Source organism: Blastococcus deserti (assembly GCF_042682525.1).
Classification (GTDB): Bacteria; Actinomycetota; Actinomycetes; order Mycobacteriales; family Geodermatophilaceae; genus Blastococcus_B; species Blastococcus_B deserti.
Genome location: NZ_JBHUHP010000009.1, coordinates 506,536 through 529,302 on the forward strand (window position 1 = coordinate 506,536; position 22,767 = coordinate 529,302).

Consider the following 22,767-nt stretch of genomic DNA (forward strand, 5'->3'; position numbering starts at 1 on the left):
CGCCGGCGGCTCACCCGGCGCGGTCGTCGAACCAGCCCGACGGCGCGAGCGACGAGCCGAGCCTGGGCGCGTACTGGTCGAGGAAGACCCGGGAGGTCAGCTCCCGGCGGTTGCGCACGCCTGCCTTGTCGAAGATCGACGTGAGGTGCTCCTGCACGGTGTAGGGGGACAGGTGCAGCCGCCGGCCGATCTCCCGGGTGTCCGCTCCACGCAGCGCATGCCCGACGATGTCGCGCTCTCGCGGCGTCAACCCGAAGGCGGCGACGACCAGGGGAGCGATGTCCGGGGGACGCGCCTCCTCCAGCGTGACGATGACGTCCCGTCCCGTCCGGGTGCGATCTGCCAACGGGGCCGCGTCCCCCACCAGGAACTGGCCGGACGGCGTCCGCACGCGCAGCCGGGGCGGGATCGCCCTCCGCCCGTCGGCGTACGCGCGGGCCGCGGCGACGAGCGACAGCAGTGGGAGGGGGAGACCCCGCGCCGGATCGCCGCCGAGCTCACCCAACCGCTGCTCCCCGGCGGGCGTGATCTGGGAGAGCCGGCCATCGGCGCCGACGACGAGGACGGCCGGTCCGGTGGTGTCCGACGTCTGCGGTTCCACCGAGGCCACGAGCCCCGCGCGCAGCCCCGAGACGACGGTGGGCGAGAGCCGGGCGACGAAGTCCGCCTCCGCCGGGTTGAAGCCGCTGACACCGGCAGGCCGGAAGATCGCCAGGAGTCCCCAGGTGTCCCCACGGAGGCGGAACACCGCCCGCAGCTCGTGCGCCTGGCCGAAGTGCGGCACCAGGAGCTCGCGCCAGCGCGCGCTGACTTCCGGTCTGCCGTCGGTGTCCAGGTGGAGCACGCCCACCGGGTCGGGGCGCCGGGCGATCTCCTGGAACAGGTTGACGTCGTCGACCTCGTACTCGAAGCGCGCGACCTCCCGGTCGAGGTGGTCGGGCAGGTTCACCTTGAACGTCCTGGTGACCAGTCCGGTGGCGGGATCGGTGGTGGCGAGGCAGCCGATCTCGTGCGGAACGGCGCGCCCCAGGAGTTCGAGGAACCCGTGGGCGTACCCGTCGAGGTCGAGCCCGGCCGTCGCGAGGGCGCCGAGGCGGGCGCGGACGTCGTCGGTGCGGATCGTGCGCACGCGACCATGCTCGCGCCGCGCCGGCCCGGCCGGAACCCCAGAACCCTGGGGGATGCGACCCCCGGTTCTGGGGGCCGCGGTTCCCCGGTGCGCAGGGATGGGCAGCACGCCGCGGACGACGTCTGCTGGAACCGGAACGGCCGATGGACCCGGTGGCCGACGGCGACCGGAGCCGTTCCGCCCACCCCGGCGCATCGGCGCCGGGCGGTCGGAAGGAGAGCGGAATGAGGATCTACGTCGAGCAGTGGAGGCCGACGCCGGCCTGGCTGGAGCTCGACAGCGAGCAGCGCGGCAAGTTCATGGCGCAGGTGGGGCCGGACCTCCAGGGAGTGCTGGAGCAGGGGGCCGAGATCCTCGCCCTCGGCGCGGCCGACCCGACGACGGCGCACCACGTCGGAAAGGACTACTTCGCGGTCTGGAGCTTCCCGAGCCTGGAGCTGGCGCGGGAGTTCGAGCGAGGGATCGAGGCGGCCGGCTGGTACGACTACTTCGAGCAGGTCAACCTCGGCGGGCAGGCCATCCCGTTCGAGGCTCTCGTCGAGCGGCTCGTCGAGGCCTGACGCCGGCAGACCCTCGGCCGAGCACCGTCCTTGCACCGGCCGGTCGCCCCGCCGGAACGGTCGGTGCGGGACGTGCTCGCGGCGCGGTCAGGCGAGCCGGCGCTGCGCGGTCAGCTCGCTGGGGGTGTCCCCGGTGTTGACCGTCGCGCTCGGCTCGACCAGGAGCACCTGGGCGCCGTCCGGTGAGCACGGCTGGTGCGGCGTGCCCCTGGGCACGACGCAGAGCTGACCGGGCCCGAGGGTGACGTCGCCGTCGTCCATCCGGATGGTCAGCGACCCGGAGAGCACGAGGAACACCTCGTCGGTCTCCGGGTGGCTGTGCCGGGTGAACTCACCCTTGGTGTGCACCACCCGCAGGTCGTAGTCGTTCAGGACGGCGACGGTCCGGGGCTGCCAGGGCTGATCGATCTGCGCGAGGACTGCGGCGAGGTCGACGGGTGCGGGCATGCCGCCATCCTCATCGGCGGGCAGACGCGGCACCAGAGCGTTCCGCCAGCTCGTGGAGCCAGGCTGCGAACATCGGGTCGATCAGGGAGCTCAGCCGGTCGTAGCCGCGCTCGGACGGATGGGCGCCGTCCCCCGAGGCGACGTCGGTCAGCCACTCGGCGTCGTCCAGGCCGGCGGCGACCTCGACGTAGGGGACTCCCGAGTCGGCGGACCACCCTCTCATCGCCGCCGACAGTTCGACGATGCGCCGGTTCTGCTCCGGATCGTCGACCAGCGTGGGCCCGACGACCAGCAGCGGCCATCCGTCGGCCTCGGCCCGCTCCGCGATCCGCCCCAGCGCGGCCACCGTGTCGAACTCAGCGACCCGCCGCTGTCCCTCGTCCACGGTGGTGTCGTTGACCCCGAACGACACCACCACACCGTGCACCGCGCCGCCACGGAACCGGGGCTCGGCCTCGCGCCGCCACCGGGCCTCGACCTCCGGCCCGGTCTCGCCGCGCACGCCGAGGTTGTAGCCGGTGAGGTCCGCGCCGGCCCGTCGGGCCGCGGCGACGACGCGGCCGACCCAGCCCAGGGCGGCGTCGTCCCCGACGCCGGCGGTCAGGGAGTCGCCGAAGAAGCAGACGCGGACGTCGGGCGGCATGCGGGGCAACCTATCGGCGACGCGTGGCGGCCGGGCGGTTCACGACGCCTAGGCTGGACTCCCGTGAGCCTCACCATCGGGATCGTCGGTTTGCCCAACGTCGGCAAGTCGACGCTCTTCAACGCCCTGACCAAGAACGACGTGCTGGCCGCGAACTACCCGTTCGCGACCATCGAGCCCAACGTCGGCGTGGTGGGTGTGCCCGACCCGCGGCTGGACGAGCTCGCGGAGATCTTCGGCTCGCAGAAGATCATCCCGGCGACGGTGTCCTTCGTCGACATCGCCGGCATCGTCCGGGGTGCCAGCGAGGGGCAGGGCCTGGGCAACAAGTTCCTGGCCAACATCCGCGAGAGCGACGCCATCTGCCAGGTGATCCGTGTCTTCACCGACCCCGACGTCGTGCACGTCGAGGGCAAGGTCAGCCCGGCCGACGACATCGAGACCATCAACACCGAGCTGATCCTGGCCGACCTGCAGACGCTGGAGAAGGCGATCCCGCGGCTGGAGAAGGAGGCGAAGAAGGACAAGGAGCGCGCCGCCCTGCTCGCCGCCGCCCAGGAGGCGCAGAAGGTGCTCGACGGCGGCCAGACGTTGTTCGCGGCCGGGGTCGACCGCGAGGCGCTGCGCGAGCTGACCCTGCTCACGACCAAGCCGTTCCTCTACGTGTTCAACGTCGACGAGGAGGAGCTCGCCAACGAGGAGCTGATCGCCGAGCTGCGCGGACTCGTCGCGCCCGCCGAAGCGATCCTCATGGACGCCAAGATCGAGTCCGAGCTGGCGGAGCTGCCGGCCGAGGAGGCCGCCGAGCTGCTGGCCGGCATCGGCCAGGAGGAGCCCGGGCTCGACCAGCTGGCCCGCGTCGGGTTCGCGACCCTCGGCCTGCAGACGTACCTGACCGCCGGCCCGAAGGAGGCGCGCGCCTGGACGATCCCCATCGGCGCCACCGCCCCGCAGGCCGCCGGGGTCATCCACACCGACTTCCAGCGCGGCTTCATCAAGGCCGAGATCGTCTCCTTCGACCAGCTGGTCGAGGCCGGCTCCATGGCCGAGGCCAAGGCCCGGGGCTGGGTGCGCATGGAGGGCAAGGACTACGTCATGCAGGACGGCGACGTCGTGGAGTTCCGCTTCAACGTCTGACCTCCGTGGCCAGCGGCAGATTGATTCCTGATCTATGGCCAGCCGGCGGCATGGGTGCCGTGCCCATGCTCGTTCCGTTTCGGATGAGTCCGCCGTCGGCTTGCCTGGTAGCTGGCGCTGGGGGCGGTCGGCGCGGCGGCTTCGCCGGCTGATCGATGAGGTCCGGGCCCGCGTGCGGTCAAAGCTTCCGGGGTCTGTCGGGAGACTGACGCGCCCGTACGCGAAGGAGTCGCATGGCCAAGCTGATCTACTCGATGATCACCTCACTGGACGGCTACGCCGAGGCGGCGGAGGGCGACCTGGGCTTCCAGGCCGACGACGAGGAGGTGCACACCTTCATCGGCGACGTCTTCCGCCCGGTCGGCACATACCTCTACGGCCGACGGATGTACGAGACGATGGTCTACTGGGAGACCGCGCACACCGAGCCCGACCTGCCTCCGTACATGCTGCAGTACGCCCGCGACTGGCAGGCCGCCGAGAAGATCGTCTACTCCACGACGCTGGACTCGGTGTCGAGCGCGAGGACCAGGATCGAGCGGACGTTCGACCCGGACGCGGTGCGCCGGCTCAAGGCCGAGGCTGATCACGACCTGACCGTCGACGGCCCGAACCTCGCCGCCCAGGCGATCGCCGCGGGCCTGGTGGACGAGTACCACCTCTTCATGACGACCAGCGTTGTCGGTGGCGGCAAGCGGTTCTTCCCCGACGGCGTCCGCCTTGCTCTGGAACTGGTCGAGGAGCGTGCCTTCGCCAGCGGTTTGATCTACGCGCGCTACCGGACCCGCTGAGCCGGGACCTGGCTTCCAGTGGGTCGGCAGCGACCGCGCGGGCGGGCGGGACTGGCTGCCGGCCGTCTACGGGGATTCGACGTCGATGGTCCGTTGACGCACGGGTGCGTTCGTCGGCGCTCGGCCAGCCATCGGTCGGAGCGTTGCGGGGAGAAGTGCGGGGGACCGCCGGGCTAGGGAACCGCCAGGCGTCCCCGCCGCCTCAGCGCGACGACGTAGGTCGCGAGGGCCAGCCCTATCGCGCACAGGCACGCGACGGTCTCGTAGCCCGCCGGGTAGAGGGTGCCGCGCAGGTAGTGCCCGATGAAGCTGCCCTCGTAGGGCACGGCCCCGCCCCGTTCCAGGAGCCACTTCTCCAGGGTGGTGAGCGGGCACGTGGAGCCGGTGAGCGTGACGTAGGCCGCCCAGACGGTCGCCACCATGTGCGGCCAGATCCAGGCGAACCAGCGCAGAGCCAGCAATCCGCCGAACACCATGTAGGCCAGATAGCCCATGTGCACGGCGACCACGAGACCCGCAGCGACCGACGCCAGCACGACGCGGACTATAGGTCCTCGCGTCGGAGCTCGTCCCGGAGCGGATCCTCGGGGTTCAATGCGGCGTGGCAACGCCCGCGACCGTGGACGTCGCGCCCGTCGAACCCGCCAGGAGCACGTCGTGGCGGTTCCTCGTCCTGCTCTGCGGGTTCGTGGTGCTCGTCCGCGCGACGTACGTGCCGAGGCCCTTGCGGAACGACGAGGGCGGCTACCTGCTCATCGCCAGGCAGTGGCACACCGGCGGCGAGTTCATGTACGGCGACTACTTCGTCGACCGCCCGCCCCTCCTCATGCTCATCTACAAGGTCGCGTCCCTCACCGAGTGGGACCAGGCCATCCGCGTCCTCGCCATCCCGTTCGTCCTGGTGTCCGTCCTCGCCGGCTGGCGTGCGGGCACGCTCCTCGCGGGTCCTGCCGGCGGGCGATGGGCAGCCGTGGTGGCCGCGGGGATCATGTGCTCACCGGGTCTGGCGGCGGAACAGGCGGACGGCGAGCTGTTCGGTGCCGCGCTGGTGATGGCGGCCCTCGCGCTGGGTCTGTCCGCCTGGCACGCCGACTCCCGCAGGAGCCAGCTGCGCTGGGCGGCAGCCGCCGGTGTGGTCGCTGCGGCCGCTCCGCTGATCAAGCAGAGCCTGTTGGAAGGCCTGCTCCTCCTCGCCGGCCTCGTCGTCCTCGGGTACCGGAGCCACGGTGCGGCCCGTCGCCGCGCTGTCGGCCTCGGCGCCGCGAGCCTCCTGGGTGCGCTGATCCCGTGTGCGCTCCTCGTGCTGTGGCTGGCCGCTGCCCAGATCCCGCCGGGTGACGCATGGCACGACCTCGTCGCTTCCCGTGGGGTCGCCTTCGACGCCATCTGGTCGACCAGTCCCGACGACTCCCTCCGCAGGGCAGGCCAGCTCCTGGTCCTGGGCACGGTCACCGGTCTCCTGCCGGTCGTGGTCACCTGGCTGCTCACCGCGCGTCGCTCTCCCGGGCGGACGTCGGTCGGAGCGAGGCTGATCACCCCGCTCCTCGTGTTCGGGATCGTCGGCATCGCATCGGGTGGTGCCTACTGGCCCCCCTACCTGCTGCAGCTCGCGCCGGCGGCCGTGCTCGCCGCCGGCGCGATGGCTCCGTCGCTCACCGTTCCCGGGGCCTGGATGCGCGGCTTCAGCAGGATGGTGGCGGGCGCCGCGATCGTGGGCGCCCTGGCCTCGGGTGTGGTCCACGCGACCGTGCCGTCGGTCTGGTCCAGCCAGCGGATCGGCGAGTGGCTGGCCGGATCCAAGGCGGCGGGCGATACGGGTTTCGTGGTGTACGGCCTTCCCTCCGTCCTGGAGGCCGCGGACATGCCGTCGCCGTACCCGCACGTGTGGAGCGCGGCGATGCGCACGCTCGACCCCGAACAGCACCGGCTGCGGGCGACGCTGGCGGGGCCCGCAGCACCGGCGTGGATCGTCCAGATCAACGGCTTCGACGCCTGGGGCATCGACGACGGGTCCAAGCTGCGCGACCTGGTCTCCCGGCGGTACCGCGTCGTCGCCGAGATCTGCGGGTACCGGGTATGGCTCCGGCAGGACGTCACGCGGGAACCGGCAGCTCCGCCACGCTGCTGATCGTCCCGCGGAGGCTGCGGCCGGCCGGCAGTCCGCGCCCGGCCGCACGTCGACAGATGGGGCCACCCGTTGCCGACGCCCCTCAGATGGCCGGTCAGAGCCGTCCCCGGAGGATGCGGCGGAAGTAGATCCGCGGGAGCACGTACCGGTCGACCAGCCACGTCCAGCGGCGCGGCGTGAACGGGTCGAGGAACGGCACCGACGGAGCCGGTCGGCCGTCGCGATCGACCTCGTTGAGCATCAGCTTCCGGCGGCCCACGGTGATCGGCATGACCGTGTACCCGTCGTACCGCTGCATCGCCCGCCCGTTCCGGGCGGCTGCGATGTTGCGGGCCAGGACGTCGACCTGATGCCGGAGGGCCCCACCCAAGGGCCGGGTCGCGACGTCCGCGGCGTCACCGATCGCCCAGACCGACCCGTGCCGGCGATGGCGCAGGGTGAACGGATCGATGTCGACCAGGCCCGGCGCCGGGTCGGCGGCGAGACCGCCGTCCGCGATCCACCGCGGAGCCCGGTAGTGCGGGACGGCGTGGGTGAAGGCGACGTCCTCGAGCACCCGCCGGCCCGTCGGTGAGGCGACCGTGATGGCGTGGACGTCCCAGTCCACGCGCTCGATGCGGGCCTCGCGCAGCACCTCGACGCCGTAGCCCGCGAAGGTGCCCTCCAGGATCTCGTCGGCCTTCGGCACACCCGTCGCGGTCGGGCCGGGCAGGACCAGCCGGACCTCGAGGTCCGGCAGGCAACCGGCGCGCCGCCAGTGGTCGCACGCCATGAGCAGCGGCTTGAGCGCGGTCGGACCGCAGGACGCCGGCTCCGGTGGCACGGTGAACACCACCGAGCCACCGCGCAACGAGGTCAGCCTCGGCCAGACCTGCGGTGCACTGCCCGGGACGTACGTCGAGGCGGCCCATCCGTCGGCGTACGCCGATTGCAGCCCCGGGATGGCGTCCCAGTCCTCCACCAGCCCGGGGCAGAGCACGAGGGTCGAGCCGTGCAGCGTCCGCCCTCCGCGCGTGCGTACGGTCATGGCCGTCGGATCGACCGCTTCGACGCTGTCCCGGATCCATCTGCAGCCGTCGGGGACGACGTCCGCCATCCGACGTTCGAGGTCGGCCATCGTGGCCTGTCCCGCGCCGACGTAGTTGAGCAGCGGCTTGTAACGGTGCACCGGCTGCGGGGCCACGACGGTCACGTTCGGGGTGCCGTTCCGGATCAGCCGCGCCGCCAGCGAGATGCCGGCGTTGCCGCCCCCGACGATCAGCACCCCGGAACGGTCCACGCGCTCTCCCCGATCGAGGGCCACGGACTCCGTCACCGCCGCAGCTCGGCCACCGAGCCCAGCCTGCCCAGCTTGTGCGGATTGCGCATGGCGTACATGTGCGTGATCCGGCCGTCCTCGACGACGAAGGTGATCGCGGTGTCGAACTCGCCGCCCGGGTCGATCCGCGCAGCGACCGCGCCGTTGACCAGCGGCGTGGTGATCTCCACGGCAGGCACCAGCGAGGCGAAGTGCGAGAGGGCCGCGGCCACCCGTTTCCTGCCCGCGAGCGGGCGCTTCACGGCGGGCGCAAGGCCGCCGCCGTCGGCGACCACGACGACGTCGGGCGCCAGCACGTCGAGCAGGCCCTGCAGGTCCCCGGCGGTCAGCGCGGCGAGGAACCGCTCCACGACCCGCTGCTGCTCGGTCCGGCTCACCGCCATCCGCGGGCGCCGCGCGGCCACGTGCTCGCGCGCGCGGTGCGCGATCTGCCGCACCGCTGCGGTCGTCTTGCCCACGGCCTCGGCGATCTCGTCGTACGGCACGTCGAAGACCTCGTGCAGCACCAGGACCACGCGCTCGGTGGGTGCCAGCGTCTCGAGCACGGTCAGCATCGCGATCGAGACGCTCTCGGCCAGCTCGACGTCCTCGGCGATGTCGGGGCTGGTCAGCAGCGGCTCGGGCAGCCACTCCCCGACGTACTCCTCGCGCCGGCGGGACACCGTGCGCAGCCGGTTGAGCGCCTGGCGGGTGACGATCCGGACCAGGTAGGCCCGCGGGTCCCGCACGGCCTCCCGGTCCGCCTCCGCCCACCGCAGCCAGGTCTCCTGCACCACGTCGTCGGCGTCGGCGGCCGAGCCGAGCATCTCGTAGGCGACGGTGAACAGCAGGCTGCGGTGGTCCGTGAAGGGGTCGTGGGAGGGATCGTCGGTCATGCCGACGCGACGCCGTCCGCCGGCGAGGCGGCCGCGAGCGGGGGCAGCCCGCAGGACGCCGAGAACTCCTGCGAGCGGATGCCGAGTGCCACGTTGCCCCGAGCGCTGGAGTTCATGAAGCCGATCCTCGCGGTCAGCTCGACGAGGGCCGGTGCCCCCAGCTCCGCGAGCAGGGCGGCCGACATCTCGTCGGTCACGGCCGGCGGGGTCTGGCTCATCGCCTCGGCATACTCCATCACCTGCCGCTCCAGGGGAGTGAAGGCCGTGGATTCCCGCCACCGCGGCACCTCCCGCGCCTTCGCCTCGTCCAGGCCGCGGTTGTGCGTCAGGAAGTAGTGCAGATCGAGGCAGAAGCTGCACCCGATGGTGGCGGCCGCGGCCATGGACGCGAACGACGCCAGGTTCGGGTCCAGCCGGTTCCACGAGTCGACCTTGCGGCCGAACGACATCGAGTCCTTGAGCACGGCCGGGTGGTGCCACATCACCCCGGCGCCCTCCGGCACCTGGCCGAACATCCTGCGGCTGATCGTCTTCAGCAGGGTCCCGTAGACGCCGGTGATCTCGGCTGCCGGGACCCGGGTGCTGCTCGCCATGTCTCCTCCTGGTGTCTGGTCGCGTCGACATGGAGACACCGCCCGCGATCCGGGTGTGACACCTCGGCGCGGGCCCAGCCGGCTGACCCTGTGCGGGTCCGTCCGGCGCGGCGGCGCGCGAGCCCGGCCGGGTCGTCGGTGCAGAGCATGTCGACGCCCGACCGGGCCATGAGCCGCGCCTCGTCAGGGTCGTCGACGATCCCCACGGCGACCGACATGCCGAGGGCGTGCACCCGGCCCACGACCTCGGGGTCCCGACGGACGTGTGCGACGTGCAGGTGGACGTCGGTCAGGCCGTGGTCCCTGGCGCGCCGGGCGACGGGACCGGGATCGACATGGGGCCGGACGATCACAGCTCCCGAGACGGTGCCGTGCCCCGCGAGGGCGGCAGCAGTGCGCAGGTCGGACGACGAGGTGCTGATCCGGTCAGCGCCGGGACGTCGCAGTCTTCGGGCGTCCAGCAGGGCCGCCAGGAGACGGGCGGTGCGCGAGCCTGCCAGGCCGCCGGTCTCGGGCTTCACCTCGGTGACGACGAAGGCGTGCCTGTCGGCGGCGACGTCGAGGGCCTCGGTGAGAGCGGTGATGCGCGTGCCGTTCGGGAGCCGATGGGCCCGGAGCGCCGCGAACGTGCTCCGGGCGACGACCGGGCCGGTTCCGGGCCCCGTTCCCAGGACGCGGCCCAGGTCCGCGTCGTGGGCGAGCACGAGGACGCCGTCGACGGTGGCCTGGACGTCGACCTCGACCCCGTCCGCGCCCGCCTGGAGCGCGGCGCGGATGGACTGGAGGCTGTTCTCGGGATGCTGCGGGCAGCTCGGGGTGCCGCGGTGGCCGACGATGCGCATGGCCCTGACGCTGGTCCGCGCTCACGGCCGCCCGGTGACGCCGGCACGTGCTGCCGGTGGCTCGTCCGTGAACCCACCGGTGACGCCGGGCACGGGGAGCGCCGCCGGCCACGGCCGGTAGCCGTCAGACGGGTGCGGCAGCGTCCACGGGCTGCCGCTCGGCGAACCGGCGCCGGGCGTCCTCGAGGGCCTGGATGGCTTCCTTGCGGCGCTCCCAGCCCCGGCTGCCGGCGAGCGACTTGCCGGGCTCGAGGGCCTCGTAGGTCTCGAAGAAGTGCCAGATCTCGGCGATCTGGTGCATCGGCACGTCCTCGAGCTCCTGCAGATGCGCCTTCCGGGGGTCGTTGGCCGAGACGCAGAGCAGCTTGGCGTCCGCCCGCTCCTCGTCGCGCATCCAGAACACGGCGATGACCCGGGCCCGGATCATGCACCCGGGGAAGGTCGGCTCGTCGAGGAGCACGACGACGTCGATGGGGTCGCCGTCCTCGGCCAGGGTGTCGGGCACGAACCCGTAGTCGCCCGGGTAGCCGGTGGCGGTGAACAGCATCCGGTCCAGCCGGATGCGACCGAGCTGCTGGTCGTACTCGTACTTGTTCCGCGACCCCTTGGGGATCTCGACGATCACGTCGACGTCCACTGACACGACCCCTCTCGGCGCCAGGGCCCCTCCCGTACCGGCGGGGGAACCCTGACCCGGGAGCGCTCCGGCGTCAAGCCGGGCTCGCGACCCAGCCGTCCCGGTGCCCGGTCAGGCCAGCTCCGCGCTCACGTCCCGCTGCACGGTCGGCTGGATGGTCAGCAGCTCCACGGTGGCCCGCTGGGGAAGCGCCGCGACGAACAGGATGGTCGCGGCGAGATCCTCCGGCTGCAGCATGGCCTCCCGGGACTCCGCCGTGGGTGGCTTCGGGCGCCTGTCCAGGATGGGAGTGGCGACCTCCCCCGGACACAGCGCGCAGGCCCGGATCCCGTGGCGCCGCTCGGTGAGGTTGATGGACTCGGTGAAGGCGTTCACCCCCGCCTTGGTGGCGTTGTACGCGACGCCGCTGAGCGCGCTGGGCCGGTAGCCCGCGATGGAGGAGACGTTCACGACCGTGCCCGCCTGCTGGCTGCGCATGAAGGGCAGCACCGCCTGGGTCATCAGGAACGTGCCGGTCAGGTTGATCTGCACGACCACGTTCCAGTCGCCGACGGTCATGTTCTCGAGGCCCCGGCGCGGGACGTTGATCCCGGCGTTGTTGACCAGCAGGTCCACCCGGCCCCATCGGTCGACGACGTCCCGGGTGACCGCCGACACCGCCTCGGGGTCGGCCACGTCGAGCGGCGTCGCGACGGCCGTGCCACCGGCCGCGGTCACGCGGTCCACGACCTCCTCCAGCGGCTGCGGACGCCGCCCCGCCACGGCCACCCGTGCGCCCTCGCGGGCGAGGGCGATCGCGGTCGCCTCGCCGATCCCGGACCCGCCACCGGTCACGATGGCCACCTGGCCGTCCAGGCTGCCCATGTCGCCCACCTCCGTTGCGTCGTCCGGGGCATCCTCGCCGCACCGCCGCGGCCGCGCATCGTGGGTGCACTCACCCGGGCCACCGGACGGCCGAACGCGTACGTGCTCGCGGCGGGGCCACCCGTCCGCGAGCGCTCCGCTCCACGGTCCGAGCGGCGCGAGCGCGGCCGCTGTCAGGCCTGCGCAGTGGCCTCCATCGGGCGCTGCTCGGCGAACCCGCGTCGCGCATCCTCCAGCGCCTCGACGGCTTCCTTCCGGCGCTCCCAGCCACGCGTGCCGGCGAGCGACTTGCCGGGCTCGAGGGCCTCGTAGGTCTCGAAGAAGTGCCAGATCTCCGCGATCAGGTGCATCGGCACGTCCTCCGGCTCCTGGAGGTGCGCCTTCCGGGGGTCGTTGGCCGAGACGCAGAGCAGCTTGGCGTCCGCCCGCTCCTCGTCGCGCATCCAGAACACGGCGATGACCCGTGCGCGGATGCACAGCCGGGGAACGTCGGCTCGTCGAGCAGCACCACCACGTCGATCGGGTCCCCGTCCTCGGCCAGGGTGTCGGGCACGAACCCGTAGTCGCCGGGATAGCCGGTGGAGGTGAACAGCATCCGGTCCAGCCGGATGCGACCGAGCTGCTGGACGTACTCGTACGTGTTCCGTGACCTCTTGGGGATCTCGACGATGACGTCCACGGCCACGCCCCTCCCGGGCGCCAGGGCTGATCTCTCGACGGCGGAGGAACCGTGACCCGGGGGACGTCCCGCGTCAGGCCGGGCCGCCGGCAACCTCCCGGGACGGTCACCCCACGGCCGTCAGCAGGTCGGCGCGCCCAGGTCTCCGGCGGGGGAGATGGTGACCCCGCAGTCGCCGAAGTCGGCGCGGGACAGCTCACGCACCAGGTCCAGGGCGCGCTGGTCGGGATCGATCTGCGGCAGTCCCGGGTCGACCATGTGCGTGCCGACCAGCCGGCCGGCGCGCCAGCTCCCATCCGGTGCCAGCTCCAGCGTGACGATCGCCCCGATGCCGTTGGGGCCGTCGTTCGAGAGCGTCCGGTACCCGGTGAAGTTGCCCATGCTGTAGGCGATCAGCCGGCCGCGGTACCACTCCATCCCCCGGAGTACGTGCGGACCGGCACCCAGCACCACGTCCGCACCCGCGTCGATCACCGCACGCGAGAAGGCCATGGGGTCACCACGGTCCTCACCGAGGAAGATCTCGGACCCGGGGCGGACGTGGCCCCGGTCCGATCCTTCCGCGCCGGCGTGAATCGTCACCACGACGACGTCCGCCCGCTGGGCGGCCTGGCCGACCAGCTGCTCGGCGGCGGCGATGTCCAGCAGACTCTGCGCCCATCGGTACGGCGCGAAGCCGAGGATGGCTACCCGCAGCGATCCGACCTCCTGCGTCGTCACCTGGCCGGGCATGCCCGTGTGCTGCAGCCCAGCCGACGTCAGTGCCGCCTGGGTGTCGCGGAGGCCCAGGTCACCGAAGTCGTGGGAATGGTTGTTCGCCAGATTGATCACCGTGAAGCCGGCCGCCCGCAGCGAGTGCGCGTACGACGGCGGCGTCCGGAACGCGTAGCAGCCACTGCTGTTCCCGCCGCACTTGGGCGAGTCCGTGACGTCGGTGAGCGCCTGGTCCAGGTTGCCCAGCACGACGTCCCCGGCGAGCTGCCCGGCAACGCCGTCGAACAGGTGGCGACCGTCGTCGGGAGGCAGCTCCGGCGTCGATCCCATGATGACGTCGCCGACGGCGCTGATCCTCACGCTCGTGTCGGGTGGCGGCGAGGGGGCGCTGGACGGCGCCGGCTCTGCCGCGGCCTGGTCCACCGGGGCGTCCGAACACGCGGCGGCCACGAAGGTGACCATCACGGTCAGCAGGAATCGGATCAGACGCAGCGACGACCATCGCGTGCCGTACGACATCCCGCCGTGCCGGTCCGCGGACGTCGCCGCGGTTCCTGTACGGCGCATGACCGGAATGGTCGGGCAGCCGGGCTGCTAGGCCCCGCCGCTGCCGCGTCGTGAGCGAGTGGCGCATGTCGTCACCGCGTGGCGAGCACCGGCCGCAGCCGGGGCCTCACCGCGTTCCGCTCTGCCACCCACCCGGACGGCGAGGCGGTGGCGCGCGGCCGTGCTCGGCGGCGCCTCCCCGATGAGTCCGGAGCGCGGGCGCAGCCTTCCCTGCGGAAGGTCGTCGAGCCCCGTGCTGGCGGGTGCGCGAGCTGCTGGCGTACACGACGATGCCCTGCTAGAACCTCCGCCCAGGATGGTGTGGGAGCTCGCGAACGCGCGGGGGAGCTCCGGCCGGATGGCCGTCCGACGGGCACGGGCCCGACGCCGAGGTCGACTCCGGCGCGACGGATCCCCTCCACGAACACCGGCCGATCCGCGAGACTCCCGACCGGACGACGGGGAGGGCGCGGGATGGCCGACAACTACATCGCCGAGCTGCAGTTCGGTGCGCCGAAGATCGACGAGGACGCCTTCGTCGCCCCCACGGCGGTGGTGGTCGGAGCCGTGACGCTGGGGTCCCGGTCGAGCATCTGGTACGGGGCCGTCACCCGGGCCGACGAGGAGGTCATCGTCATCGGCCCCGACTCCAACGTGCAGGACGGCTGTTCCCTCCACTCCGATCCGGGCTTCCCGTTGACGATCGGCCGCGGCGTCACCGTCGGGCACCGGGTCGTCCTGCACGGCGCGCGGATCGACGACGACGTCCTGGTCGGGATGGGCAGCGTCGTCATGAACGGCGCGCACATCGGAGCCGGGTCGATCGTGGCGGCCGGCGCCGTCGTCGTCCCGAACACGACCGTGCCGCCGCGGTCGGTGGTCGCGGGGGTGCCGGCCAGGGTGGTCCGGCAGGCGACGGACGACGACCTCGCGCACATCCGCGGCAATGCCGAGAGCTACACCGTCCGGCTGCCCGCCGCGCGGAAGGTCCGCCCGGTGATCCGCCGTCCGCTGCCCCCGGCCGGTCCCTTCTTCGACGACGGCATGCCCTGAGCCGTCATCGGCGCCGCCAGCGTGGCCGGCTCGTCCTCTCCTGGTCGGCGGGCGTCTCCGCGGGCTCCGGCGTGGGGACGGCCGGGGTCGGCGGCGGGGGTGGGCGAGGTGGCTCGTCCGCCGCGTCCTTGCTGGGCAGGTGCTCGAGCAGGGTCTGGGCCCGCTGGTCGAGCAGCCGGGTGAAGAGCTGCTGCGCGAAGCCGAAGACGAGGGCGTACGCGAGGATCTGCTCCTGCGAATCGAGGGACGACAGGCCCGGCACGAAGTCGGCCCGGATGGCGACCAGGGCCAGCACCGCCGTGAACGCGCCCAGCGGGACCTTGAGCAGGGCGAGCGCCACCGGCACGTCGTACGGCGACATCGTGCCCTTCAGGTTGCGGATGGAGACCGACGCGGCGAGTGCCCCGCCGAGCAGGCCGAGCAGCGCGACGACGAGGACGTCACCACGACTGGGGGACTCGGTGTCCGACCGGGTGGGGCAGTTCAGCCCGTCCTGCTCCTTCACGAGGGGATCGGTGCCGACCACGATCTCGTTGGGGAAGCAGAGCGGCATCACATGGGGCCAGGTCGACACGGCGGCCAGGGTGGCGATCACCAGCACCGAGATCAGCAGCGCCGCGAGCAGCAGGATGTTGCGGAAGTTGCGGAGCTGGCCGTGCTTGGCGTCGAGGGCGGAGAAGCTGTCGGTCAGGATGCGGCGCAGTTGCGGGCGCAGCTGTGCCGGTGGCAGCGCTCTCAGCCCCTCGACCGTCCACTGCCGCAGGTCCTCGCGATGGAGCGCCGTCTGCGCGCGCGCCACGGCCAGCGGGATCTCCGCCTGGAGGTCCTGCTCGTCGTAGAGGTCCACGATGTGCGCCTCGGCCGCGTGCATGTGCCGGTACGCCGTCTCGACGAGGGTGCCCCGCCACCAGTTCGCCAGGCGCCTCGGGAGCGGGTCCAGGCGGAAGGCGGCGGCTCTGGCCTTCTCCAGGTGCCCGCGGACGCCGCCCGCCACCGCCCTGCCCGGCGGGTCCAGGCCACGGGCCTCGGCCACGTCCAGCCGGATCCGCAGGGCCTCGACGTCGACGGCGACCTGCGGAACCCAGATCCGCCGGATGGTCCTCGGCTTCTCGTTGTTCGTCACGAGGCCTTCCGTCCCGGCGGACATCGACAGGCTCGTCACCACCGGGTGCAGCAGCCGAACGGTGACATCGGAACTATCGGGACCCCGTCCTGGGCTCGCAAGGGTTTCGTGGACCGGCCGGGCCCGGCCCGGCGTGTCCCACCGGGGACGTGCGGGCGAGCCCGCGGACGGCGGCGTTTGACCGGCTGCCGGTCGCGGGCACCCATGGCCGCAGCGACCCGTCAGCTCGAGCGCGACGTCGCCGCGGCGGCGCGAGATGGAGGACGACCATGGACCGCGATCCCCGGCCGGGCGAGGAGGACGTCGATCGCGACGACGCCGCGGCGCTGTCCCGCGCGACCGGCGGCGGCCCGAGCGACCAGCCCGACGGGGCAGCCACCACGGGCACCGGGGAGTCGGACACGTTCGTCGGCCGGGTGGCCGGTCAGGACGTCGGCTACGCGGGAGAGACCGGCGCCGAGCGGCGAGCCGCGGCCGAGCAGGGGGACGGCTGACGGCCCGGGTCGGCTCCCGCTGCGGCTTCCCTGCAGGGCCCCCCCGCCAGCCTGCGAGCGGAGGGGGGCGGGGAGGTCCTTCTACTTCCTGCGTCGCCGGATCACCGACCCCAGGAAGGTGAGCGGGTCGTACTTGCGGTCCACGACCCGCTCCTTGAGCGGGATGATGCCGTTGTCGGTGAGGTGGATGCCTTCGGGGCACACCTCGCTGCAGCACTTGGTGATGTTGCAGTAGCCCAGGCCGAAGGTGTCCTGCGCGGCGTCCCGCCGGTCGACGACGTCCAGCGGGTGCATGTCCAGCTCGGCCAGCCGGATGAGGAACCGGGGACCGGCGAAGACGGCCTTGTTCTCCTCGTGGTCACGGATGACATGGCAGGTGTCCTGGCAGAGCCAGCACTCGATGCACTTGCGGAACTCCTGCGGGCGCTCGACGTCGATCTGCTGCATCCGGTGGCTGCCGTCGGCCTCCCGCGGCCGGGGCGTGAACGCCGGGATCTGCGCGGCCTTGTCGTAGTTGAAGGACACGTCGGTGACCAGGTCGCGGACGACGGGGAACGTGCGCAGCGGCGTGACGGTCACGGTCTCGGCCTCGCCGAAGGTGCTCATGCGCGTCATGCACATCAGCCGCGGCCGCCCGTTGATCTCGGCGCTGCAGGACCCGCACTTGCCGGCCTTGCAATTCCAGCGGACGGCGAGATCGCCGGCCTGGGTCGCCTGCAGCCGGTGGATGACGTCGAGGACCACCTCGCCCTCGTTCACCTCCACGGTGAAGGTCTGCAGGTCCCCGCCGGCTGCGTCCCCGCGCCAGACCCGGAACGTCGCGTCGTAGGTCATGCCTCGTCCCTCCCGAAACCCGCGAGCTCGCTCACGCTTCCTCCTCGCCGCCGGTCGTCGTCCGCGTGGGCGCTGCGCACATCCGTGAACTCGCGAGCTCGTTCACGACTCGAAGATCTCCGCGAGCTCGGACGGCATCTGCGGCAGCGGCTGGCGGGTGAGCTCGACCGATCCGTCCGGTGCCCGCGAGCAGACGAGGTTGGTCCTCGCCCACTCCGCATCGGTCGCCGGGAAGTCGTCCCGGGTGTGCCCGCCGCGGCTCTCCTGCCGTTCGAGCGCCGCCCGCGCGATGCACTCGCTGACCAGCAGCATGTGCGGGAGGTCCAGCGCCAGGTGCCAGCCGGGGTTGTACTGCCGGTGCCCTTCGACCGACAGGTTCGCGACCCGCTTCTTGAGGGCGGCGATGCGGTCGAGCGCCTGCTCCATCTCCGCCGCGGTGCGGATGATGCCGACCAGGTCGTGCATCGTCTGCTGCAGGTCGTGCTGCACGGTGTACGGGTTCTCGCCGCCCTCCCGATCGAACGGCGCCAGTGCGGCCCGCGCCGCGTCGGCCAGCGCCTCGTCCGGCAGCTCGATCCGGTCCGCGTGCCCACGGGCGTGCTCCGCGGCCGCGGCTCCGGCACGCCGGCCGAACACCAGCAGGTCCGACAGCGAGTTCCCGCCGAGCCGGTTGGATCCGTGCATCCCGCCGGCGACCTCACCGGCCGCGAACAGTCCCGGCACGCGGGCGGCCTCGGTGTCGGGATCGACCTCCACCCCGCCCATCACGTAGTGGCAGGTGGGGCCGACCTCCATGGCTTCGGCGGTGATGTCGACCTCGGCCAGCTCCTTGAACTGGTGGTACATCGAGGGCAGCCGCTTGCGGATGTACTCGGCGGGGCGGCGGGAGGCGATGTCGAGGAAGACCCCGCCGTGCGGCGACCCCCGGCCGGCCTTCACCTCGCTGTTGATCGCGCGGGCCACCTCGTCGCGCGGCAGCAGCTCGGGCGGGCGCCGGTTGTTCTTCTTGTCCTCGTACCAGCGGTCGGCCTCGTCCTCGGTCTCCGCCGTCTCCTTGCGGAAGAAGTCGGGGATGTAGTCGAACATGAAGCGGTTGCCCGCCGAGTTCCGCAGGACGCCGCCGTCGCCGCGCACGCTCTCGGTCACCAGGATCCCGCGCACCGACGGCGGCCAGACCATCCCCGTGGGGTGGAACTGGACGAACTCCATGTTGACGAGCGTCGCGCCGGCCTGGAGCGCCAGGGAGTGCCCGTCGCCGGTGTACTCCCACGAGTTGGAGGTCACCTTGTACGACTTGCCGATCCCGCCGGTGGCCAGCACCACCGAGGGCGCCCGCCAGGCGATGAACCGCCCGGACTCCCGCCAGTAGCCGAACGCCCCGGTGATCCCCTGATCGTCGGTGAGCAGCCGGGTGACCGTGCACTCCATGTAGACGTCGATGCCGAGGGCGACGGTGCGCTGCTGCAGGGTGCGGATCAGCTCCAGGCCGGTCCGGTCGCCGACGTGGGCCAGGCGGGCGTACCGGTGACCGCCGAAGTCGCGCTGGCTGATCAGGCCGTCGGGGGTGCGGTCGAACAGCGCGCCCCAGTCCTCGAGCTCGCGGACCCGGTCGGGCGCCTCCTGCGCGTGCAGCTGCGCCATGCGCCAGTGGTTGAGCATCTTCCCGCCGCGCATGGTGTCGCGGAAGTGCACCCGCCAGTTGTCCTCGGGATAGAGGTTGGCCATCGCGGCGGCGATGCCGCCCTCCGCCATGACCGTGTGCGCCTTGCCCAGCAGCGACTTGCACACCACGGCGGTGCGGGCGCCGGACTCGTGGGCCTCGATCGCGGCCCGCAGGCCCGCACCTCCCGCCCCGACGACGACGACGTCGTACTCGTGCCGTTCGAGCTCCATCAGAAGAACTCCATGTCAGAAGAACCGGAAATCCGAGATCGTGCCGGTGGCGAGGAGGAAGACGTAGAAGTCGGCGAAGGCGACGGTGAACAGCGAGGCCCACGCGAACTGCATGTGCCGGCCGTTCAGCCGGGACACCAGGCCCCAGGCCTTGTAGCGCAGCGGATGCTTCGAGAAGTTGTTGATCCGGCCGCCGACGATGTGCCGGCAGGAGTGGCACGACAGCGAGTACAGGAAGAGCAGCACCGCGTTGACGAGCAGGATCAGCGTGCCGAGGCCCATGTGACCCCACTCGCCGGTCTCGTCGCGGAAGGCCAGGACGGCGTCGTAGAAGAGGATGACGTTGATGACCAGCGCGGCGTAGAGCGCGTACCGGTGGATGTTCTGGCCGAGCAGCGGCAGCCGCGTCTCACCGGTGTACCGGCGGTGCGGCTCGGCGACCGCGCACGCCGGCGGCGACAGCCAGAACGACCGGTAGTAGGCCTTCCGGTAGTAGTAGCAGGTCAGCCGGATGCCCAGCGGGAAGACCAGGATGTACAGGGCGGGGGAGATCCAGGTCGGTCCCGTGAACAGCTCCGGGAAGGTGTCGCCCTCGCACGCCGTGGTGATGCAGGGCGAGTAGAACGGCGAGATGTAGGGCTCGGAGAAGTAGTAGGCGTTCTGGAACGCCCGGAACGTCGCGTAGATGATGAACAGCACGAGCGCGACGGCGGTCAGCAGGGGCTGCAGCCACCAGCGGTCGGTGCGCAGCGTCCGCGCTGCGATCCACGCCCGCCGCGGCGGGGGCCCGCCATCGCCTCGTCCTGGGGTGACCGCCCCCGTCCCACGTGGTGCGGTGGCGGTCATCGCTCCGTCCGGTTGTGCGCCTCGCTGCCGTCCTCGCCGTCGTCGGCCCGGTGACCCGGCCCCCCGTCATGCACGAACGACATCGCTGCCTCCTCGCTGGGAACTCCACCCGCAGGGCGTGGAGCGCAGTCGACCATGGACGCCCCGTAGGGGAAAGGGGCTTGACGGCGATTCCTCCGCGCCGGCCACGCGGCGCGCGGATCGGCCGGGCAGTGGCACGGTCAGAACCGCCAGCCGTCGGTCACGCGGGCGTCGGGAAGGTAGACGCAGTACGTACCGGTACGGATCGTGCGGCCCAGATGCTCGGCAAGCCTGGGATGGTGCTCACCGATCCGCGCGATCGCCTGGCGGACGGCGCGGGTCACGCCGGCCCGGGCACGCTCGGACGCGGATGCGGCTCGCCGGCCACGACCACCCAGGCCGAAGGCGCGTGCGAGCTCCTGGACGAGGAAGTCACGTTCCGATCCAGAGCCCCGCGCCCGTCGCCGTCGCGATGGCTGAGTTCCTGGAGCGCAATCCCATGACCGGCGATTGAGGAGCGGGTAGCGCCGCGACGGTGAGCGCGGTCTGCAGCAGTCGCGGTCGGTGCGCAGCGTCTGCGCCGAGATCACGCCCGTCGCGGCGGGAGCACGCAGGACCCGCCCAGGGGTCACCACCCTGCTCCCGTGCGCCGCCGTCGTGGCCACCGCGCCGTTCAGTCGCTCGCACCGGCCGCCGCCCGGCTCCGGACGCGAGCGACGCCCGCGTGTCCAGTGGCCCGCCGGGGCGCCGATTCCACGTTGCCCGTCGGCGGTCGACCATTTCGGCTCAATGCCCACCCTCGGTCGCCGTTATGGTCCGGGAGGCCCTGCCGCGAGGATGCGACAAGTGCGCCGATGCGTCCTGACACCACGGAGGTCCGAATGGGGATGAGCGTCGTCACCAACGTGTCGGCCCTCGTCGCGCATCGCGCCGTCACCCGGGCGACCGACTCCATGAGCAGGTCGATCGAGCGGCTCTCCTCCGGTCACCGCATCAACCGGGCCGCCGACGACGCCGCCGGCTTGGCCATCTCGCGGAACCTGCATGCCCAGGTCACCGGTATGGGTCAGGCTATCCGCAACACACAGGACGGCATCAGCGTCGTCCGGACGGCGGAGGGCGCCCTGGACGCGGCCACCTCCGTCCTACAGCGGATGCGGGACCTGTCGGTGCAGGCTGCCAACGACGGTGGCCTGACCGATTCGGCGGAAGACGCGATCCAGAAGGAGATCGCCCAGCTCAAGAACGAGCTGGACCGCATCGGCACCACCACCACCTTCAACGGCAGGCCGCTCCTGGACGGCACCTACCGGGGCACGTTCCAGGTGGGAGCGAATGCAGGGGAGGCGGTGACCGTCGTCATCGGCTCGACCGGCCTGGGCATCGACGCCGCCGGTCTGGGCCTGGAGTCGGTGGACGTCACCGAGGCGGCGAGTTCGACGTCGACCGTCATCGCAGCGATCTCCGACGCGGAGGGTGTCCCCACCGCGGGCCGGGTCGTGCTGGGAGGTGACTTCACGACCTCCGGTGTGTACGAGGCCAGCTTCGCCGGCCTCACCGGTTCGATCACCTACGACGGCAAGACCTTCGACCTGGGCAGCGTCGACTACACGGGCGCGGTGACGGCGACCGACTACATCACCAGGCTGAACCTCGCCGCGCTGCCCTTCTTCGGGACCTCGCACACCCCCTTCACCGGAGCCGCCACGGGACTCACGTTCACGGGTGCGACGCCCGGCGTGGGATCGACGGCCGCGGATGCCGTCACGCTGACCCCCACCTATGCCGGGCGGTCCGGCGCCAGCCGGGCCATCTCCCTGATCGATGACGCGGTCCAGAGCGTCTCGTCGCTCCGGGCGTACCTGGGCGCGATGGAGAACCGCTTCGAGCACATCAGCAGCAGCCTGGCCGTGACCCTGGAGAACACCACGGCGTCGGTCTCGCGGATCAGCGACGCCGACCTGGCCTGGGAGATGACCCGGTTCACCCGTGGTCAGATCCTGTCCGAGGCCGGGACCGCGATGCTGGCCCAGGCCAACCGCCGCCCGCAGACCGTTCTCGCGCTGCTTTCCTGACGGCAGTCCCGATCCGCGACGGACCCCGGCGCGGGTATGGACACCCCGAGTCGGGAACCGGGGTCGGATCCGGGGGTTCCCCGATGGTCGCGGGCACTCGTCTCCCGGCAGGCTTCCGGCCATGACGAACGCAGTCCCGCCCACCCCGCCCACCGACCAGCCGACGTGGCAGCAGCCGCCCCCGCCGATCGACCGCCCGCAGCTTCGCCGCAGCAGCACCGACAGCATGCTCGGCGGCGTCTCCGGCGGCCTCGCCGAGTACAGCGGCATCGACGCCGTCCTCTGGCGGGTCGGCTTCGTCGGCCTCACCCTCGCCGGTGGCGCGGGTGTCGTCCTCTACCTGCTGCTGTGGGTGCTCATGCCGCCCGCCCCGGCCCACCCCGACCGGGCACCGAGCCCGCTCGAGCAGCTGGTCGGTCGCCTGCACGCGGCGATCAACGGATCCCGCGCCACACCCCCGCAGGGCTGACCGCCGGGCGCGGTGCCGGGGGCTCGACGCCCCTGCCCCCGGCGCCCATGGGCCAG

24 protein-coding genes and 1 pseudogene are annotated in these 22,767 nt (G+C 72.2%); 8 read left to right on the forward strand and 17 right to left on the reverse strand.

Annotated features, from left to right (window positions below; translation table 11 throughout):
• Positions 1-10: 10 nt before the first annotated feature.
• Entirely contained in the window at positions 11-1,129 is a 1,119-nt protein-coding gene (locus ACFSHS_RS10430; protein ID WP_376874950.1) for a helix-turn-helix transcriptional regulator, read from the reverse strand.
• A 224-nt stretch (positions 1,130-1,353) separates the two neighbouring features.
• Between ACFSHS_RS10430 and ACFSHS_RS10435 the strand changes: the two genes are divergently transcribed.
• Entirely contained in the window at positions 1,354-1,689 is a 336-nt protein-coding gene (locus ACFSHS_RS10435; RefSeq protein ID WP_376874953.1) for a DUF6616 family protein, read from the forward strand.
• A gap of 87 nt (positions 1,690-1,776) precedes the next feature.
• On the opposite strand, the gene ACFSHS_RS10440 is transcribed toward ACFSHS_RS10435, so the two are convergent.
• Positions 1,777-2,136, reverse strand: coding sequence for a cupin domain-containing protein (locus tag ACFSHS_RS10440; RefSeq protein WP_376874956.1), 360 nt, complete (start codon positions 2,134-2,136; stop codon positions 1,777-1,779).
• Positions 2,137-2,146: 10 nt separating this feature from the next.
• Positions 2,147-2,779 carry a GDSL-type esterase/lipase family protein gene (locus ACFSHS_RS10445; protein ID WP_376874959.1) on the reverse strand — a complete coding sequence of 211 codons (633 nt, stop codon included), beginning with the start codon at positions 2,777-2,779 and terminating at the stop codon, positions 2,147-2,149.
• Between the two features lie 63 nt (positions 2,780-2,842).
• On the opposite strand from ACFSHS_RS10445, the gene ychF reads away from it, so the two are divergent.
• Both ychF and ACFSHS_RS10455 read left to right on the forward strand, forming a co-directional pair.
• The gene (gene ychF / locus ACFSHS_RS10450) at positions 2,843-3,916 is read left to right on the forward strand and encodes a redox-regulated ATPase YchF (RefSeq protein WP_376874962.1); all 1,074 of its coding nucleotides are present in this window, start codon (positions 2,843-2,845) and stop codon (positions 3,914-3,916) included.
• A 233-nt stretch (positions 3,917-4,149) separates the two neighbouring features.
• Complete coding sequence (locus ACFSHS_RS10455) at positions 4,150-4,707, forward strand: dihydrofolate reductase family protein (protein WP_376874965.1); 558 nt, start codon at positions 4,150-4,152, stop codon at positions 4,705-4,707.
• Positions 4,708-4,880: 173 nt separating this feature from the next.
• Here ACFSHS_RS10455 and ACFSHS_RS10460 read toward each other — a convergent pair whose 3' ends face one another.
• The gene (locus ACFSHS_RS10460) at positions 4,881-5,243 is read right to left on the reverse strand and encodes a DUF2784 domain-containing protein (protein WP_376874968.1); all 363 of its coding nucleotides are present in this window, start codon (positions 5,241-5,243) and stop codon (positions 4,881-4,883) included.
• 65 nt (positions 5,244-5,308) lie between these two features.
• Between ACFSHS_RS10460 and ACFSHS_RS10465 the strand changes: the two genes are divergently transcribed.
• The gene (locus ACFSHS_RS10465) at positions 5,309-6,835 is read left to right on the forward strand and encodes a hypothetical protein (RefSeq protein ID WP_376874971.1); all 1,527 of its coding nucleotides are present in this window, start codon (positions 5,309-5,311) and stop codon (positions 6,833-6,835) included.
• A gap of 94 nt (positions 6,836-6,929) precedes the next feature.
• Here the strand turns inward: ACFSHS_RS10465 and ACFSHS_RS10470 are convergent, their stop codons facing one another.
• The 8 genes and pseudogenes from ACFSHS_RS10470 to ACFSHS_RS10505 form a co-directional block, all read right to left on the reverse strand.
• Positions 6,930-8,114, reverse strand: coding sequence for an NAD(P)/FAD-dependent oxidoreductase (locus ACFSHS_RS10470; RefSeq protein ID WP_376874974.1), 1,185 nt, complete (start codon positions 8,112-8,114; stop codon positions 6,930-6,932).
• Between the two features lie 32 nt (positions 8,115-8,146).
• A complete protein-coding gene (locus ACFSHS_RS10475; protein ID WP_376874977.1) occupies positions 8,147-9,028 on the reverse strand; it encodes an RNA polymerase sigma-70 factor in 882 nt (293 codons plus the stop codon).
• Positions 9,025-9,621, reverse strand: a complete 597-nt coding sequence (locus tag ACFSHS_RS10480; protein ID WP_376874980.1) for a carboxymuconolactone decarboxylase family protein — start codon at positions 9,619-9,621, stop codon at positions 9,025-9,027. The genes ACFSHS_RS10475 and ACFSHS_RS10480 overlap by 4 nt, the downstream gene beginning before the upstream one ends.
• Positions 9,561-10,463 carry a glycerophosphodiester phosphodiesterase gene (locus ACFSHS_RS10485; protein ID WP_376874983.1) on the reverse strand — a complete coding sequence of 301 codons (903 nt, stop codon included), beginning with the start codon at positions 10,461-10,463 and terminating at the stop codon, positions 9,561-9,563. Before ACFSHS_RS10485 ends, ACFSHS_RS10480 begins: the two co-directional genes overlap by 61 nt.
• A 124-nt stretch (positions 10,464-10,587) precedes the next feature.
• Entirely contained in the window at positions 10,588-11,100 is a 513-nt protein-coding gene (locus ACFSHS_RS10490; RefSeq protein WP_376874986.1) for an inorganic diphosphatase, read from the reverse strand.
• 111 nt (positions 11,101-11,211) lie between these two features.
• Complete coding sequence (locus tag ACFSHS_RS10495) at positions 11,212-11,964, reverse strand: SDR family oxidoreductase (RefSeq protein ID WP_376874989.1); 753 nt, start codon at positions 11,962-11,964, stop codon at positions 11,212-11,214.
• 173 nt (positions 11,965-12,137) lie between these two features.
• Positions 12,138-12,649 (reverse strand): annotated as a pseudogene (locus tag ACFSHS_RS10500) (inorganic diphosphatase).
• A 114-nt stretch (positions 12,650-12,763) separates the two neighbouring features.
• Positions 12,764-13,924, reverse strand: coding sequence for a CapA family protein (locus ACFSHS_RS10505; protein WP_376874992.1), 1,161 nt, complete (start codon positions 13,922-13,924; stop codon positions 12,764-12,766).
• Positions 13,925-14,377: 453 nt separating this feature from the next.
• On the opposite strand from ACFSHS_RS10505, the gene ACFSHS_RS10510 reads away from it, so the two are divergent.
• Positions 14,378-14,956, forward strand: coding sequence for a gamma carbonic anhydrase family protein (locus ACFSHS_RS10510; protein ID WP_376874995.1), 579 nt, complete (start codon positions 14,378-14,380; stop codon positions 14,954-14,956).
• Between the two features lie 4 nt (positions 14,957-14,960).
• On the opposite strand, the gene ACFSHS_RS10515 is transcribed toward ACFSHS_RS10510, so the two are convergent.
• Positions 14,961-16,103, reverse strand: coding sequence for a hypothetical protein (locus ACFSHS_RS10515; protein WP_376874998.1), 1,143 nt, complete (start codon positions 16,101-16,103; stop codon positions 14,961-14,963).
• Between the two features lie 245 nt (positions 16,104-16,348).
• On the opposite strand from ACFSHS_RS10515, the gene ACFSHS_RS10520 reads away from it, so the two are divergent.
• Entirely contained in the window at positions 16,349-16,573 is a 225-nt protein-coding gene (locus ACFSHS_RS10520) for a hypothetical protein (protein ID WP_376875001.1), read from the forward strand.
• Between the two features lie 81 nt (positions 16,574-16,654).
• On the opposite strand, the gene ACFSHS_RS10525 is transcribed toward ACFSHS_RS10520, so the two are convergent.
• The 4 genes from ACFSHS_RS10525 to ACFSHS_RS10540 all read right to left on the reverse strand — a co-directional run bounded on the left by ACFSHS_RS10525 (position 16,655) and on the right by ACFSHS_RS10540 (position 20,511).
• A complete protein-coding gene (locus ACFSHS_RS10525; RefSeq protein ID WP_376875004.1) occupies positions 16,655-17,407 on the reverse strand; it encodes a succinate dehydrogenase/fumarate reductase iron-sulfur subunit in 753 nt (250 codons plus the stop codon).
• 102 nt (positions 17,408-17,509) lie between these two features.
• Positions 17,510-19,300, reverse strand: coding sequence for a fumarate reductase/succinate dehydrogenase flavoprotein subunit (locus ACFSHS_RS10530; RefSeq protein WP_376875007.1), 1,791 nt, complete (start codon positions 19,298-19,300; stop codon positions 17,510-17,512).
• 15 nt (positions 19,301-19,315) lie between these two features.
• Entirely contained in the window at positions 19,316-20,146 is an 831-nt protein-coding gene (locus ACFSHS_RS10535) for a hypothetical protein (protein ID WP_376875010.1), read from the reverse strand.
• Between the two features lie 221 nt (positions 20,147-20,367).
• Entirely contained in the window at positions 20,368-20,511 is a 144-nt protein-coding gene (locus tag ACFSHS_RS10540) for a hypothetical protein (protein ID WP_376875013.1), read from the reverse strand.
• Positions 20,512-21,054: 543 nt separating this feature from the next.
• On the opposite strand from ACFSHS_RS10540, the gene ACFSHS_RS10545 reads away from it, so the two are divergent.
• Both ACFSHS_RS10545 and ACFSHS_RS10550 read left to right on the forward strand, forming a co-directional pair.
• Positions 21,055-22,242, forward strand: a complete 1,188-nt coding sequence (locus ACFSHS_RS10545; RefSeq protein ID WP_376875016.1) for a flagellin N-terminal helical domain-containing protein — start codon at positions 21,055-21,057, stop codon at positions 22,240-22,242.
• A gap of 121 nt (positions 22,243-22,363) precedes the next feature.
• The gene (locus ACFSHS_RS10550) at positions 22,364-22,711 is read left to right on the forward strand and encodes a PspC domain-containing protein (protein ID WP_376875019.1); all 348 of its coding nucleotides are present in this window, start codon (positions 22,364-22,366) and stop codon (positions 22,709-22,711) included.
• Positions 22,712-22,767: the final 56 nt, after the last annotated feature.

Coding starts and splice junctions, on each gene's coding strand:
- ACFSHS_RS10545 (WP_376875016.1), top strand. CDS start 21,055: ATGAGCGTCGTCACCAACGTGTCGGCCCTCGTCGCGCATCGCGCCGTC.
- ACFSHS_RS10480 (WP_376874980.1), bottom strand. CDS start 9,621: ATGGCGAGCAGCACCCGGGTCCCGGCAGCCGAGATCACCGGCGTCTAC.
- ACFSHS_RS10525 (WP_376875004.1), bottom strand. CDS start 17,407: ATGACCTACGACGCGACGTTCCGGGTCTGGCGCGGGGACGCAGCCGGC.
- ACFSHS_RS10515 (WP_376874998.1), bottom strand. CDS start 16,103: ATGTCCGCCGGGACGGAAGGCCTCGTGACGAACAACGAGAAGCCGAGG.
- ACFSHS_RS10550 (WP_376875019.1), top strand. CDS start 22,364: ATGACGAACGCAGTCCCGCCCACCCCGCCCACCGACCAGCCGACGTGG.
- ACFSHS_RS10440 (WP_376874956.1), bottom strand. CDS start 2,136: ATGCCCGCACCCGTCGACCTCGCCGCAGTCCTCGCGCAGATCGATCAG.
- ACFSHS_RS10445 (WP_376874959.1), bottom strand. CDS start 2,779: ATGCCGCCCGACGTCCGCGTCTGCTTCTTCGGCGACTCCCTGACCGCC.
- ACFSHS_RS10510 (WP_376874995.1), top strand. CDS start 14,378: ATGGCCGACAACTACATCGCCGAGCTGCAGTTCGGTGCGCCGAAGATC.
- ACFSHS_RS10495 (WP_376874989.1), bottom strand. CDS start 11,964: ATGGGCAGCCTGGACGGCCAGGTGGCCATCGTGACCGGTGGCGGGTCC.
- ACFSHS_RS10455 (WP_376874965.1), top strand. CDS start 4,150: ATGGCCAAGCTGATCTACTCGATGATCACCTCACTGGACGGCTACGCC.
- ACFSHS_RS10485 (WP_376874983.1), bottom strand. CDS start 10,463: ATGCGCATCGTCGGCCACCGCGGCACCCCGAGCTGCCCGCAGCATCCC.
- ACFSHS_RS10535 (WP_376875010.1), bottom strand. CDS start 20,146: ATGACCGCCACCGCACCACGTGGGACGGGGGCGGTCACCCCAGGACGA.
- ACFSHS_RS10530 (WP_376875007.1), bottom strand. CDS start 19,300: ATGGAGCTCGAACGGCACGAGTACGACGTCGTCGTCGTCGGGGCGGGA.
- ACFSHS_RS10505 (WP_376874992.1), bottom strand. CDS start 13,924: ATGCGCCGTACAGGAACCGCGGCGACGTCCGCGGACCGGCACGGCGGG.
- ACFSHS_RS10475 (WP_376874977.1), bottom strand. CDS start 9,028: ATGACCGACGATCCCTCCCACGACCCCTTCACGGACCACCGCAGCCTG.
- ACFSHS_RS10435 (WP_376874953.1), top strand. CDS start 1,354: ATGAGGATCTACGTCGAGCAGTGGAGGCCGACGCCGGCCTGGCTGGAG.
- ACFSHS_RS10520 (WP_376875001.1), top strand. CDS start 16,349: ATGGACCGCGATCCCCGGCCGGGCGAGGAGGACGTCGATCGCGACGAC.